Raw genomic sequence first — 14,763 nt, 5'->3', positions numbered from 1 at the left:
TCTCTTAACTTTGTCTGACCTTTTGACGAGAAGAACCATGTACGAACTGAATCTGGATATCGCTCACTTCCTCGAACATTACTGGCAGAAGCGCCCGCTCCTCATCAAGGGTGGCTTCACCGACTTTCAGGATCCCATCAGCCCGGACGAACTGGCGGGTCTGGCCATGGAAGAGGTGGTGGAATCCCGCCTGGTGACCCGTTTCGACGGCAAGTGGGAGGCTACCCACGGCCCCTTCGAATCCTACGATCACCTGGGGGAAGAGAACTGGACAGTGCTGGTGCAGGCGTGCAACCACTGGGCCCCCGAGGTCAACGAGCTGGCGCTGCCGTTCCAGTTCATCCCGGGCTGGCGCTTTGACGACGTGATGGTGAGCTTCTCCACTCCCCACGGCGGTGTCGGCCCCCACATCGACAACTACGACGTCTTCATCAGCCAGGGTCAGGGCAAGCGCCACTGGCGGGTCGGCGATGCGACGCCGCGCAGCGAGTTCGCCGCCCACGCGGCCCTGCTGCACTGCGAGCCGTTCGAGGCGATCATCGACGTCATCATGGAGCCGGGCGATATCCTCTACATCCCGCCTGGATTCCCCCACGAGGGCTACGCCATCGAGCCGTCCCTGAACTTCTCGGTGGGCTTCCGCGCACCGGACGCCAAGGCGCTCATCTCCTCCTTTGCCGATCACCTGATCGACAACGAGGTGCGCACCGAGCGTTATGGCGATCCTGACCTCAAGCCCCGCGCCCGTCACGGCGAGATCCTGCCCCACGAGATGCACCGCCTGCGGGAGCTGATGCAGCAGGCCCTAGACGATGAGACCCTGTTCAAGGAGTGGTTCGGCACCATGATCTCCGAGGCCAAGCACGATCTGGACGTGAACCCGGTCGAGCCTGACTACAGCGCCGAGGAGATCGCCGACCTGCTGACCCAGGGCGAGCCCGCCATCAAGGTGCCGGGCCTGCGCTCCGTCTGGTTCAGCGGCGACGCCCAACAGTGCTACATCGACGGCGAAGCCTGGACCCTGCAGAGTGAAGATGCGGCCGCCATTTCGCTTCTGTGTGACAAGGACATCATCACCCAGGTCGACATGGTGGAGCTCGCCGATCAGGCCGGTTTCCTGCAACTGCTGACCCGACTGGTCAACCGCGGCTACTGGTTCTTCGGCTGATCCCAAGCCGCCGTATCATCCACTTCCGGTCATTTAAATGAGAGGCGCCGCTGGTGACAGCGGCGCCTTTTTTCCCTCGACGAATGCCCTTTATGCCCCTCCCGCTGGCAACCGACGGTCCCCTCACTACACTTGGTGCGGCTCGGCCATAAACCGTCTGGCCCCCTTCAACCCTGACGTCGTTGTTGGTTATTTAACAACATCCGTTCGAAGCCAAGGTGCTCGAGAGATGGGAACCAAATGGGCTGAGATCTGGGAAACCAATTATTTTAGCCCCTAAAATCAACAGTGAGCGAAAACGTTATCTTGTAAATTGAGGCGGTTTTAGCTCAAAACGTTGTTTCTGGATCATAAAAAGTATCCAAAAACTGGTGTATATTGCTCGGCGGAAACTCCTTAACCATGAAGACTCCCATGAAAAAGACCAAAATCGTCTGCACCATCGGTCCCAAGACCGAATCCAAAGAAATGCTGACCAAGATGCTGGATGCCGGCATGAACGTCATGCGTCTGAACTTCTCCCACGGTGATTACGCCGAGCACGGCACCCGTATCAGCAACCTGCGTGAAGTCATGGCCGAAACCGGCACCCGCGCAGCCATTCTGCTGGATACCAAGGGTCCGGAAATCCGTACCATGAAGCTGGAAGGTGGCAACGATGTCTCTCTGGTCGCTGGCCAGACCTTCACCTTCACCACCGACCAGACCGTGGTTGGCAACAAAGACACCGTCGCCGTGACCTACGCCGGCTTCGCCAGCGACCTGCGCGTCGGCAACCGCATCCTGGTAGATGACGGCCTGATCGGTCTGGACGTCATCGAAATCACCGAACGTGAAGTCATCTGCAAGGTGCTGAACAATGGTGATCTGGGCGAGAACAAGGGCGTCAACCTGCCGGGCGTCTCCATCAAGCTGCCGGCCCTGGCCGAGAAAGACAAGCGTGACCTCGTCTTCGGTTGCGAGCAAGGCGTTGATTTCGTCGCTGCTTCCTTCATCCGTAAGAAAGAAGACGTTCTGGAAATCCGTGAGCACCTGAAAGCCAACGGTGGCGAAGCCATCCAGATCATCTCCAAGATCGAAAACCAGGAAGGCCTGGACAACTTCGACGAGATCCTGGCTGTTTCCGACGGCATCATGGTCGCCCGTGGCGACATGGGTGTGGAAATCCCGGTTGAAGAAGTGATCTTCGCCCAGAAGATGATCATCTCCAAGTGCAACAAGGCACGTAAAGTGGTCATCACCGCCACCCAGATGCTGGATTCCATGATCAAGAACCCGCGTCCGACCCGCGCCGAAGCTGGCGACGTGGCGAACGCCGTGCTGGATGGTACCGATGCAGTCATGCTGTCCGGTGAGTCCGCCAAGGGTAAATACCCGCTGGAAGCCGTGACCATCATGGCGACCATCTGCGAGCGCACCGACGCCGTGATGCCGTCCAACCTGTCTGCTGCCAACGACAGCAACAAGCTGCGCATCACCGAAGCCGTCTGCAAAGGCGCGGTAGAGACCTCCGAGAAGCTGGATGCCCCGCTGATCGTGGTTGCCACCGAAGGCGGCAAGTCTGCCAAGGCCATTCGCAAGTACTTCCCGAAAGCCTGGATCCTGGCCGTGACCACCAACAAGAAGACCGCTGCCCAGCTGGTTCTGACCAAGGGTGTGATGGCTCACGTGGTTGACAGCATCGCCTCTACCGACGATTTCTATCGCATCGGTAAAGAAGCGGCACTGGCCAGCGGCATGGGTCTGAAGGGTGATGTCGTTGTCATGGTATCCGGTGCCCTGGTACCGAGCGGCACGACCAACACCGCCTCCGTTCACGTACTGTAATCAGTCCTGAACCGATGAAACGGCGCCTGCGGGCGCCGTTTTTTTTATCCGCCCCCCTGCTTCGCTTTTACAGCCGGTGTTAGAATCCACGCGAATTTCCCCCCCAGTGGGAAAGCCCCCGAATTTCGCGTAATAACCCGGACGTTTTATGCCCTCACTACAGTTCAGAAGAGCCTCGGCCACCCTGCTGCCGCTGCTCTGTTTACTCATCAGCCTCTGTGCCCCCCAGGCCATGGCACAAGACGTACCGCAACGGGCTGCCGTTCAGCGGGCGCTCGATGCGCTCGGCAAGTCGGAGACCCTCACCGTCAATCAGCAGGCCGATCAGAAGCTGCTGACCGACACCCTGAGCCTGCTCGACAACATCGAGAAGGAGCAGGCCAAGGCCAAGGCCCAGACCCAGCGACTGCGCACCCTGCCCGCCGAGCTCAAAGAGATCGGTGCCAAACTCGATGGTCTCAGCCAGGGCAAGAGCCCGGAACAGCTCAAGAGCGAATACGCCAGCATGAGCCTGGCGGAGCTGGAGAGTCGCCAGACCGAGATCATGGCCAACCTGCAGGAGGCCCAGGAGGCCCTCGGCACCATCGGCAGCCAGATCACCAGCCTGCAGACCCTGCCCGAGCGGGCCCAGGCCAACATGAGCCGTGCCTACCAGCGCAGCCAGGAGATCCGCAGCCGCCTGAATTCAGGTGACAGCATCAGCAGTGCCGAGAAGATGAAGCTCAATACCGAGCTGGTGTTGCTGGACTTGCAGCTGGCCAACCTGCAAAAGGAGCTGGACAACCGTACCAGCATGCAGGATCTCGTGGTCAAGCAGCGCGACTACCAGAGCGCGCGCCTCGCCAGCGAAGAGCAGAAGTTGCTGGCACTGCAAGAGCAGAGCAGCGCCAAGCGCCTCGGCGACACCGAGAAAACCGCTGAGCAGACCGGCGAACTGGTGACCACCGCAGACAACCCGCTGGTGCAAAAAGAGCAGGAGATCAACTACCAGCTCAGCCAGCAGTTGATCGCCGCCACCACCAACCTCAACTCCCTCGCGCAAAAAAACCTGCAGGCCAAGAGCTGGCTGGAGCGTGGCACCCAGACCGAGCGCAACCTGAACGAACAGGTGCAGATGCTCAAGGGCAACCTGCTGCTGTCGCGCATCCTCTATCAGCTCTACCAGCAGTTGGAGGCCGCCCCCTCCACCCTGGTGAAGAATCTGGAGGAGCAGATAGCCGACCTGCACCTGGCCCAGTTCGAACTGAGCCAGCAGCGTGATCAGCTGTTCCAGAAGACCCAGTACCTGGACAACCTGATCGCCGGCAGCAGCGAGCCGGTCAGCGAGGAAGACAAGGCCAGCCTCGCCAAGCTGCTCGACACCCGCATCAACCTGCTCGATCAGCTCAACCGCCAGCTCGACAGCCAGCTGACCAATGCCATCAGCCTGCAGCTGACCCAGCAGCAGCTGACCCGGGTCTATGCCTCCATCGAATTCACCCTGCAACAGCACATCTTCTGGGTCAGCAGCAACAAGCCCATCGATGGCAAGTGGTTCATCAACTGGCCCACTCAGGCCTACAAGCAAGCCTCCGACTGGGTGCTCAAGCCCGACTGGAGCGGCTGGGGCGAGATGCTGCTGCCGGTCTCCCTGCTCGCCTTCCCGCTGCTGCTGGTCGGCGGTCTGCTGCTGTGGAAGCGCCCGACCATACTCGAGCGCCAGAAGAAGATTGCTAAGGATCTCGGCCGCTTCCGCCAGGATAGCCAGTGGCATACCCCGCGCGCCCTGCTCTATACCGTGCTGCAACGCCTGCCCGGCAGCCTCTTCATCCTGGCCGCCGGCCTCTGGCTGACTTACTGCGGTCTGCTGAGCCCCAAGCTCATCTTCCAGATCACCCTGAACCTGGCCATGGGTTACCTGGTGTTCAGCGTCTACCTGTCGGTGATGCGACCCGGCGGCATTGGCGAGTCCCACTTCCGCCTGCCACGGGCCGAGCTGCAAGCCAAGCGCAACAGCATGCGCTACCTCTGGTTGCCGCTGCTGCCGCTCATCATGCTGTCTACCAAGGCCGTGGTAGAACCTTCGTCTCTTGGCAACGACGTGATCGGGCAGGCCCTGACCCTGTTGCTGCTCGGTCTGACCGCCTATCTGGTGCTGCCCATCTCCCGCGCCCGCATCAAGGGCGAGGCCAGCATGCTGCAGACCCTGACCGCGGTCGCCCTGGCGCTGGCCCCGCTGGCGCTCATGGTGCTGGCGGCGCTCGGCTACTACTACACCGCTCTGAAGCTGACCGGCCGACTGATCGAATCCTTCTACCTCATCATCATCTGGGGCCTGGTCTATCGCACCGCCCTGCGCGGTCTTGAGCTGGCGGCCCGCCGCCTGGCCTATCGCCGCGCCGTCGCCAAGCGGGAGCACAAGTCCCAGGAGGATGCGGAAGGGGGTGAAGCCATCGAAGAGCAGCCCATGGATCTGGAGGATGCCAGCCAGCAGTCCCTGCGCCTGACCCGGATCATGCTACTGCTGGTGTTCGGCGTCGCCTTCTACTGGCTCTGGTCCGATCTGGTCGCCGTCTTCACCTACCTCGACAGCGTGGTGCTGTGGCACAAGAGTGAAGGCACCGGCGCCAATGCCGTGCTCTTCCCCGTCAGCCTGAGCGATGTGTTGACCGGCCTGTTCCTGTTCGGCGCGGCCTTGTCCCTGGCGCGCAACCTGCCTGGCCTGCTGGAGGTGCTGGTGCTCTCCAAGCTGCGCCTCGCCCAGGGCACCGCCTACGCCTTCACCACCATGCTCAACTATGCGTTGATCGGGATAGGCAGCCTGACGGCGCTGGCCATGCTGGGAGTCCAGTGGGAGAAGCTGCAGTGGCTGGCCGCCGGTCTCTCGGTCGGTATCGGCTTCGGCATGCAGCAGATCGTCTCCAACTTCATCTCCGGCATCATCATTCTGTTCGAGCGCCCGGTGCGGATCGGCGACACCGTCACCATCGGCACCATCTCGGGGACGGTCAACAAGATCCGCATCCGCTCGACCACCCTCACCGACTTCGACCGCAAGGAGGTGATCATCCCGAACCAGCAGCTGATGATAGAGCGGTTGGTCAACTGGTCGCTGTCCGACACCGTCACCCGGGTCATCGCCCGGGTCGGAGTGGCCTATGGTTCCGATCTGGAGCTGACCCGCAAGCTGTTGATGCAGGCGGCCATGGAGAACAGCCGGGTGTTGAAGGATCCGGCTCCCATCGTCTACTTCCTCACCTTCGGCGCCAGCACCCTGGATCACGAGCTGCGCTTCTTCGTGAGCGAGCTCGGCGATCGCAACCCGGCCATCGATGAACTGAACCGTCGGATAGATGTCTTGTTCCGTGAACACAACATCGATATCGCGTTCAACCAGATGGATGTCCACATCAAGAACAGGCAAGGGGATGAGCAGAGGGTGGAATCTCGCCCGGCCCTGCCCCCCGGCAACAAATCAGCCTGACTCAGGCACCCAAGCAAACAGGCCCCAATCCGGGGCCTGTTTTTTTACGGGGAAAGGGATGCCTTGAAAGCGGGCGGAGCTCCCCCATATAGACGGGACAACGGAATGTCATTACATGAGGATTTCAATGGATTATCTCTACGCCGTGGTACTGTTCGCCATTTCATCGTCGGTCACCCCGGGGCCCAACAACATCATGGTGATGAGCGCCGGCGCCAACTTCGGGGTCAGGCGCAGCCTGCCGCTGCTGGCCGGCATCTGCGTCGGCTTCACCATCATGCTGTTGCTGGTGGGCCTGGGCTTCGGCCAACTCTTCACCCTCTTCCCCGATTTGCACCTCATCATCAAGTGTGTCGGCACCCTCTATCTGCTCTACCTGGCCTGGCTCATCGCCCGCTCGACCGATGAAGTGGCCGGGACGACCCAAGACAAACCGCTCGGCTTCCTCAAGGGCGCCCTGTTCCAATGGGTCAATGCCAAGGCCTGGGTGGTCGCCACCGGCGCCATCGCCGCCTTCACCAGTGCCGGCGCCGGCTTCTACCAGCAGAACCTGACCATAGCCCTGACCTTCTTCATCGTCTCCTTCCCCAGCGTCGGCGTCTGGCTGCTGTTTGGCACCCTGCTCAAGCGCTGGCTGACGAGCCCCCGCGCCCGCCGTAACTTCAACCACACCATGGCGGCGCTGCTGGCCCTGTCGGTGCTGCCCGTCATCCACGAGATTTGGGGATTGTTAAGCTGATCATCTCCGTAGAGGAAAGTCCATAGTTAGGAGCAAGGTCGGTTGGATACCAGGCCCTATCCATGCGACCATCCCATCAGAACCTTATCTCTTTTTCCTGTGACGCCGGGACAACCTCATGATCGTCCCCGTCACTATCAGGAGCCTGCCATGCAGCAAGTGGTTTATGTTGCCAACCCGGTGAGCGGGTTTATACATGTCTTTCAACTGACGGACGAAGGGCTGGTGCCGCTGCAGCAGGTGCAGACCGGCGGTGAGGTGCAGCCCCTGGTGATAAGCCCTGACAGGCGCTGGCTCTACGCCGGGGTGCGGCCCTCGTTCGCGGTGCAAAGCTACCCCATAGCGGCGGATGGCCGGCTCGGGACGCCGATATCGGCGCCACTTGCGGGCAGCGCCTCTCATACCTGCACCGATGCACAGGGCCGGCTGTTCTTCGCCGCCTCCTACGCCTTCGACCACGTCAGCGTCTCGCCCATGGACGAGGCGGGTCGGGTACAGGCACCGCACCAGCGCATCGACGGCCTGATGGCCGCCCATTCTGTGACCCTGCTGGCGAATGAGCAGGGCGAGCAGGAGCTGCTGGTGGCCTGCCTCAAGGACGACGCCATTCGCCGCTTCGCCTTGAATGCACAAAACCGGTTGGAGCCCCATCCTCTGGGGGACATTCACACTGCCATTGGCGCCGGGCCCCGTCATCTGGCGCTGCACCCGAGCAACGGCGATCTCTACTGCCTCAACGAACTCGACTGCACCCTCAATCGCTACCACAGGGAGGCGGATGGCCGCATCAGCGAACGCCAGAGCCTGGACATGATGCCCGAAGGCTACCAGGGGCAGCGCTGGGGGGCGGACATTCACCTCACCCCGAACGGCCGTTATCTCTATACCTGTGAGCGAGCCAGCAGCCTGCTGACCCTGTTTGAGGTCGATGAAGGCGATGGCAAGCTGAGCGCCCTCGCCCACTTCCCCACTGAATCCTGCCCCCGCGGCTTTGCCATCGACCACAGCGGCCACGCTCTGGTGGTCACAGGGCAAGAGTCCCAGGATGTTGCCCTGCACCGCATAGACCCCGAGACGGGACATCTGACGCTGTTGTCCCGCCAGCCGGTGGGGAAAGGGGCCATGTGGGTAAGGGTATTGAACCTGGATGGGCGTCCCGCCTGAATGCCTGCACCTAATCCAGCCTGACGCGCCATAAAAAAACAGGCGGCGTTCATCGAACGCCGCCTGTGGCAAGGCCGGGCAATCCGGCGACTACTTGCCGTTGAGCTCCTCATCCGGCCAATACTTGTAACCCTGCATGGTGGCCTGTACCGCCACCCCCTGTTCGGTGAGCTGGTACATCTTCACCTTCTGGAAATCCGCGTTGGCCGCCTCGCTGACCACCACCTTGCCATCCTCGGCGGATTTCGCCGCCACGTCGGCCTGGGCGCTGGCGTCAAAGCCGGTGGTGATGAATCTGTCCAGAGCGGTGGCATCGTTGAAGATGATCAGGGCCTGGAACTTCTTGATCCCCATGCCCACCCCGAAGCCAGCGGTAGCCATCTTCATATAGGTATCGCGGCCAGTTCTGTTGTCTCTCAGCACCCCATAGCCGCTCCCCGCGCTGAGCACCAGCAGGTTGTTGTTCACATTGCTAAAGACGGCATAGCCTTTGGATCGGGTCACCTCCCGCTTGATGTCCGGTGCCTTTCCATACAGGGTCGACAGCGCCTGCTGACGCATCTGTAAGATGGTATTGCGCTGCTGGGCCGGGGTATCGCCTTTGGCAGCGCAACCGATCAGCAGCAGCACGACCAGGATCTGGCCCCATAACCGTATCTGACGCATATCTGACTCCTTGCTGTGTTAATCAGTGTGATGTCGACCCCTCGCAGGGCGGACCTCCCCACCAGATGAGTATATGCCCGGGCCCCGATCCTGATGCCGCTAGCCCTTGGTCACCTCGCCGAGGAACTCGGTGAAGCGCTGCCAGGACTTGGCATCGGCGTCGGCGCGGTAATTCTCGGAGCCAAAGACGCTAAAAGCATGGGGGGCGCCGCTGTAGCTGATAGCTTCATGCTTGATGCCCGCACTCTCCAGCTCGGAGATGAGCCCCGCGAACTGGCCCAGCGACACCGCCTGATCCGCGCTGCCATGCTGGATCAGCAGGCTCGCCTTGGTTTGGCGATAGTCCTGCCCGGCCGGGGTTTCCAGCCCGCCATGCACGCTCACCACACCTTTGAGACTGGCGCCGCTGCGGGCCAGCTCCAGCACGGCCGCCCCACCGAAGCAGTAACCGAGCGCCACCGCGTTGTCGAGCCGGCCACCGAGTTTGCCCGCCTCGGCCAGGGCCCCGGCGAGCAGCTTGCGCATCCTCGGCCTGTCCTGATAGAGGGCGCCGGTGAGCTTCTTCTTCTCTTCCATCGCGGTCGGCCGCACGCCTGCACCGAACAAGTCCACCGCGAACACGCTGTAACCGAGGGCCGCCAGCATCTCGGCGCGCTTGACCTCGTACTCGGTCAGGCCGTCCCAGTCGTGTACCAACAACACCAGCGGGGCCTGCTTGCCAGCCGCCAGGTAGTAGCCCTCGAACGGCTGACCATCGACCTCGTAGCGCACCGCACCGGCCTGAGCGGCGCCGCCCCATATCAGCCCGAGCAGGGCCAGGATCCATGCCTTCTTCATCTCGTTTCCCTCATCGTGAATGACGCTCCTGATTGTAGCCGCCGGACGCCGGGGCGAAGACGCAGAGCCCCGGCGACGGCGACCCGGCGCGCCGCACAAAGCAAGAGGCCACCCTAAGGTGGCCTCTTGGCAAACACGAATGCAGGATGGGCTGCACTTTAATCCTTGGCGCTTTCCATGGCACCCGCTTCGGAGTGCTGGGGCAGGATCAGGTTCAGCAGGATGGCGGCCACCGAGGCCAACCCCACGCCCGCCAGGGCGAAGTCACCGATCTTCATCTCCAGCGCGCCGACACCCACGGTCAGGGTCACGGCCACGATGGCGATGTTGCGGGACAGCCCCAGATCAACTTTGGACTCCACCAGGGTCTTGAGACCGATGGCGGCGATGGATCCGAACAACAGCAGCATGATGCCGCCCATCACCGGCATGGGGATGGAGGTGAGCAGCGCGTTGAACTTGCCGAAGAAGGCCAGAATGACGGCGAACACCGCGGCCCAGGTCATGGTGACCGGGTTGAAGTTGCGGGTGATCATCACGGCGCCGGTCACTTCGGCGTAGGTGGTGACGGGAGGACCACCGATGAAACCGGCGAAGCAGACGCCGATGCCGTCACCGGCCAGGGTGCGGTGCAGGCCCGGATTCTTGGTGTAGTCCTGACCGGTCACGCCACCGATGGCGAGTACGCCGCCGATGTGTTCGATACAGGGGGCGATGGCCACCGGCAACATGAACAGGGCGGCAGCCCAGTTGATCTCCGGAGTCTCGAAGTGGGGCAGCGCCAACCAGGGGGCGTTGACCATGCCATCGAAGCTCACCTGCCCCATCAGCACGGCGGACACGTAACCGGCGATCACGCCGCACAGGATGGGGATGAGCTTGATCCAGCCCTTGCAGAACACGGCGGCAATCAGGGTCACGGCGAGCGAGATCCCCGCCAGAGTCAGAGCGGTGCCAGCAGGTACGACTTGCTCACCACCGGCGCGGCCCATGGCCATGTTGCAGGCCACCTGAGCGACCGACAGACCGATCACCATGATCACAGGGCCAATCACCACCGGCGGCAGCAGCTTGTGCACGAAGCCCATGCCACGCACACGGATGATGGCCGCCAGAATGAAGTACATGAAACCGGCGGCGAACAGGCCAAACATGGTGGACGGCAGGCCCCAGGTCTGGGTGGCATAGATGATGGGGGCGATGAAGGCGAAGCTGGAGCCGAGGAAGATCGGGACCTGGCGACGGGTGCAGAGCTGGAACAGCAGGGTGCCTACACCGGCGCCAAGCAGGGCCATGGAGGGGTTCAGTCCGGTGAGCAGGGGCACCAGAACCATGGCACCGAAGGCGACAAACAGAATTTGCAACCCGGCGACACTTTGCTTGACCAAGGAAAACATGGGTATCCTTAATTTTTTGATAACTGACAGGGATAATTGACACTTTTCAGTCATCACAAGACTTTTTCAAGGCATGAAATGAGCGACATGGCGTCACTTGTTACCTTTTACTGCTTGGGGAGGGCATGAAACTGGCTTTTTAGGCGGGATTCGTTGCTACAAGCATCGAGGAAGCGATTTTACGCACTTTTGTGGCAGACGCAAAACGTTTTTCCATCGAGTTCATTTTGTCAATGGCCATTCGGGGGTCAAGACGGGGGATCGCTCTATACTTGAACACGTCAATCAGACCGGACAAGGAGTCCCCCATGTCACAGCCCCACTTCAAACCCAGCCAGCGCAAACTACTGCTGGGATCAGCCATTGCACTCGCCCTGTTTGCCAGCCCTTTCAGTTATGACTTCGCCCACCACGAGTGGCAGTTCAACCAGGCTCAGGCCAAGTCCTGCTTCATCGCTGGCACCCGTATCCTGATGGCCGACGGGAGCGAACGCCCCATCGACAGCCTGCAGGTGGGGGAGCTGGTGCAAGACCAGCACGGCCAGGTCAACCGGATCCAGGCCATCGAGCGGGTCATGCTGGGAAACCGTAGGCTCTACGGCCTCAACCATCAGCCCCCCTTCTTCACGGCGGAGCACCCCTTCCTGACGTCTCGCGGCTGGGCGGCCATCTCCCCGGCCATGACTCGCGCCGAGCAGCCGACCCTGGCCGTGCTGCCGCTCTTTACCGGCATGCGCATCCTGTGCGGATCGACGGTGGGCGCGATCGCCGGCAATCTGGCGCTGGCACCCCAGCCAGACGAACTGCTGGTCGAGTCGCTGTACTCCATTGCTTCCCCCCCCACCACGGCACTGTTCAACCTGATCCTGGATGGCAGCCACAGCTATATCGCCAACTCGCTGATCGTTCACAACAAAGGTGGTGATGGGAGTGACGGCGGCGGCAGTGGCGGTGGAAATAGCGGCAGCGGCGGCGGTGGAAGCAACAGTGGAAGCAATCACGGTGGTGGCGACAACAGCGGCCACGGCGGTGATGACAACGGCAATGGCGAGCACGCCGGGGGCGATCATCATGCCGGTGGTGACCAACATGCTGGCGGCGACCAACATGCCGGCGGAGAGCATCACGCCGGTGGCCGGGTAGACGACAACGGTGTAGACGCGGTCGATGCCAACGGCAACAAACTCAGGGGCGACGGCACCGTCGACGACAACGGCGTGGATGCGGTCGATGCGAACGGCAACAAGCTCAGGGGTGACGACACCGTCGACGACAACGGTGTAGATGCCGTCGATGCCAACGGCAACAAGCTCAGGGGCGACGGCACCGTCGACGACAACGGCGTAGACGCGGTCGATGCCAACGGCAACAAACTCAGGGGCGACGGCACCGTCGACGACAACGGCGTAGACGCGGTCGATGCCAACGGCAACAAGCTCAGGGGCGACGGCACAGCTGACGACAGTCTGCTACTACAGCCCAAGAAACAGTAACAAACTGCGAGCGGCCAGCAGGCGGCTCAAGACTGACAAGTAAAGAGGGTGGCCTGGGCCACCCTCTTTTTTTGCCAATTAGCCGTCAGACCCGGCGATAGGGCAGGTAGACCGGCTCCCACATGTGGCTGAGGATGTGTTGCTGCAGATCCTGGCCGATCAGCGGGTGGGAGGGATCCCTTCGCACTATGTCTTTGAGCACGGCGGTCGCCACATGTACCGAGATATTGCGCAGCTCGCTGATGCGCGGGTAGACGGTGCCAGCGGCCAGATCCGCCTCGGTCACGCACTCCGCTAGGGCGAAGGCCGCCGTGGTGAAGATGTCCGGACTTATCTCCCGCAGCTGGCTGACGATGGCGGCCAGACCCACGCCGGGGAAGATGAAGACGTTGTTGCCCTGGCCGATGCGGTGATCCTTGCCGTCATGGTGCACGTCCTTGAACGGGCTGCCGGTGGCGACGATGGCGCGGCCCTGGCTCCAGCGGTAGATGTCTTCCGGCAACGCCTCACAATTGGCGGTCGGGTTGGAGAGCGGGAACACCATGGGGCTGGAGCAGTGCTCCAGCATCAGCTGGATGTGCTGCTCCTGGAAGGCGCCCCCCACGCCACTGGTACCCAGCAGCACGGTAATGGGCACATGGCGCAGCACCTCGGTGAGCCCGGCCTTGCCCTGCAGATCCCACTGCGCCAGCAAGAGACCCGGCTTGGCGTAGCGACGCTTGTACTCGTCGAGCCCTTCCCGGTTGTCACACACCAGCCCCTGGGTATCCATGATGTAGATGCGATCCCGCGCCGCCTGGGGATCCAGCCCCTCGCGGATCATGCCGGCGCAGATCTGATCCGCCACCCCGACCCCGCCGGCGCCGGCGCCATAGACCAGGTAGTTCTGCTGACCCAGGGTCTCGCCCTTGGACTTGACCGCCCCGAGGATCCCCGCCAGCACCACGGCCCCCGTGCCCTGGATGTCGTCGTTGAAGGACGGCAGGGACTGCTGGTAGCGAGACAGGTTGTTGAAGGCGTTGGACTTGCTGAAGTCTTCCCACTGCAGCACCGCATTGGGGAAGTGGCGCCTGACTCCAGCCACGAATTTGTCGATGAAGTCGTCGTATTCCTTGCCTCGAATGCGGCGGTGGGGCTGACCCAGGTACATGGGGTCGTCCAGCAGCGCCTGGTTGTCGGTGCCCACGTCCAGGGCGATGGGCAGGCAGCAGGCGGGATGGATGCCGGCCGCCAGGGTATAGAGGGAGAGCTTGCCGATGGGGATCCCCATGCCGCCCACTCCCTGATCGCCGATGCCGAGGATCCCCTGGCTGTCGGTCACGACGATGATGCGCACCGACTTGGCGTCCATGTGCCGCGCCAGGGAGCCCATGTCATCGACGTTCTTCTGGGTGATGTAGAGGCCGCGCGCCTTCTGGTAGCGGTGGCTGAACTCCTGGCACGCCTTGCCCACGGTCGGGGTGTAGATGATGGGGGTCATCTCCTCCACATGGCGTGACAGCAGGGCGTAGAACAGGGTTTCGTTGCGATCCTGCAGGGCCCGCAGGTTCTGGTACTTCTCGATGTCGCTGCAGGCGCTCTGGAAGCCCTGATAGACCCGCTCAAGCTGGGCCTCGAAGGTCTGCACCTGGGGCGGCAGCAGTCCGCCCAGCTCGAAGTCGGCGCGCTCCTGCTCGGTGAAGGCGGTGCCCTTGTTGAGATTGCGATCGTTGAGCAGATCGGTGCCAGTCAGTGCGACGGGGCGAAAATCCTCTCCCTGCGCGTCTTTCCACAACAGATATTGTCCGGTAGCCATAGTCATTCTCTTTGATTTACATGAAGTTGCCATTAGGCAGGAGAGCAAGACCCAGATTGGCTCGGATCATATGACGTTTAGGGATTCGGTTTTGTGAGCTCAGCCATACCCTGCGGCCAAAGCCCTCGGCATGGGGGCTGACAGCGGGTTGCTCCGGCGCCACTCTTGGCGCAAGATCGGCGGATTGTCGGTGCAGCGAACGCCTCCGCAGGCC

At 61.9% G+C, this 14,763-nt stretch carries 10 protein-coding genes; 6 read left to right on the top strand and 4 right to left on the bottom strand.

Annotated features, from left to right (window positions below; translation table 11 throughout):
• Positions 1–37 precede the first annotated feature (37 nt).
• The 5 genes from BN1124_RS05540 to pgl all read left to right on the top strand — a co-directional run bounded on the left by BN1124_RS05540 (position 38) and on the right by pgl (position 8,361).
• Positions 38–1,168, top strand: a complete 1,131-nt coding sequence (locus tag BN1124_RS05540; protein WP_042639914.1) for a ribosomal protein uL16 3-hydroxylase — start codon at positions 38–40, stop codon at positions 1,166–1,168.
• A 414-nt stretch (positions 1,169–1,582) separates the two neighbouring features.
• A complete protein-coding gene (gene pykF / locus BN1124_RS05535) occupies positions 1,583–2,995 on the top strand; it encodes a pyruvate kinase PykF (RefSeq protein ID WP_042639912.1) in 1,413 nt (470 codons plus the stop codon).
• A 148-nt stretch (positions 2,996–3,143) separates the two neighbouring features.
• Positions 3,144–6,458, top strand: a complete 3,315-nt coding sequence (mscK, locus tag BN1124_RS05530) for a mechanosensitive channel MscK (protein ID WP_042639909.1) — start codon at positions 3,144–3,146, stop codon at positions 6,456–6,458.
• A gap of 127 nt (positions 6,459–6,585) precedes the next feature.
• A complete protein-coding gene (locus BN1124_RS05525) occupies positions 6,586–7,197 on the top strand; it encodes a LysE family translocator (protein WP_042639907.1) in 612 nt (203 codons plus the stop codon).
• 150 nt (positions 7,198–7,347) lie between these two features.
• Positions 7,348–8,361, top strand: a complete 1,014-nt coding sequence (gene pgl, locus BN1124_RS05520; protein WP_042639905.1) for a 6-phosphogluconolactonase — start codon at positions 7,348–7,350, stop codon at positions 8,359–8,361.
• A 90-nt stretch (positions 8,362–8,451) separates the two neighbouring features.
• On the opposite strand, the gene BN1124_RS05515 is transcribed toward pgl, so the two are convergent.
• From BN1124_RS05515 to BN1124_RS05505, 3 genes are all read right to left on the bottom strand, one after another.
• Complete coding sequence (locus BN1124_RS05515; RefSeq protein ID WP_042639904.1) at positions 8,452–9,027, bottom strand: lipid-binding SYLF domain-containing protein; 576 nt, start codon at positions 9,025–9,027, stop codon at positions 8,452–8,454.
• Between the two features lie 99 nt (positions 9,028–9,126).
• Positions 9,127–9,864: a dienelactone hydrolase family protein gene (locus BN1124_RS05510; RefSeq protein WP_042639902.1), complete on the bottom strand. Its 738-nt coding sequence runs from the start codon at positions 9,862–9,864 to the stop codon at positions 9,127–9,129.
• Between the two features lie 158 nt (positions 9,865–10,022).
• On the bottom strand, positions 10,023–11,261 hold the full coding sequence (locus BN1124_RS05505; protein WP_042639900.1) for a uracil-xanthine permease family protein: 1,239 nt from the start codon (positions 11,259–11,261) through the stop codon (positions 10,023–10,025).
• 308 nt (positions 11,262–11,569) lie between these two features.
• Between BN1124_RS05505 and BN1124_RS05500 the strand changes: the two genes are divergently transcribed.
• The gene (locus BN1124_RS05500) at positions 11,570–12,754 is read left to right on the top strand and encodes a hypothetical protein (protein ID WP_231553601.1); all 1,185 of its coding nucleotides are present in this window, start codon (positions 11,570–11,572) and stop codon (positions 12,752–12,754) included.
• 85 nt (positions 12,755–12,839) lie between these two features.
• Here the strand turns inward: BN1124_RS05500 and BN1124_RS05495 are convergent, their stop codons facing one another.
• Positions 12,840–14,549: an NAD-dependent malic enzyme gene (locus tag BN1124_RS05495; protein ID WP_042639898.1), complete on the bottom strand. Its 1,710-nt coding sequence runs from the start codon at positions 14,547–14,549 to the stop codon at positions 12,840–12,842.
• Positions 14,550–14,763: the final 214 nt, after the last annotated feature.

Source organism: Aeromonas eucrenophila (assembly GCF_000819865.1).
In the GTDB taxonomy this organism is placed as follows: domain Bacteria; phylum Pseudomonadota; class Gammaproteobacteria; order Enterobacterales; family Aeromonadaceae; genus Aeromonas; species Aeromonas eucrenophila.
The sequence above is the reverse complement of the archived record's forward strand: the minus strand, read 5'-3'. Positions and strand labels throughout refer to the sequence as shown.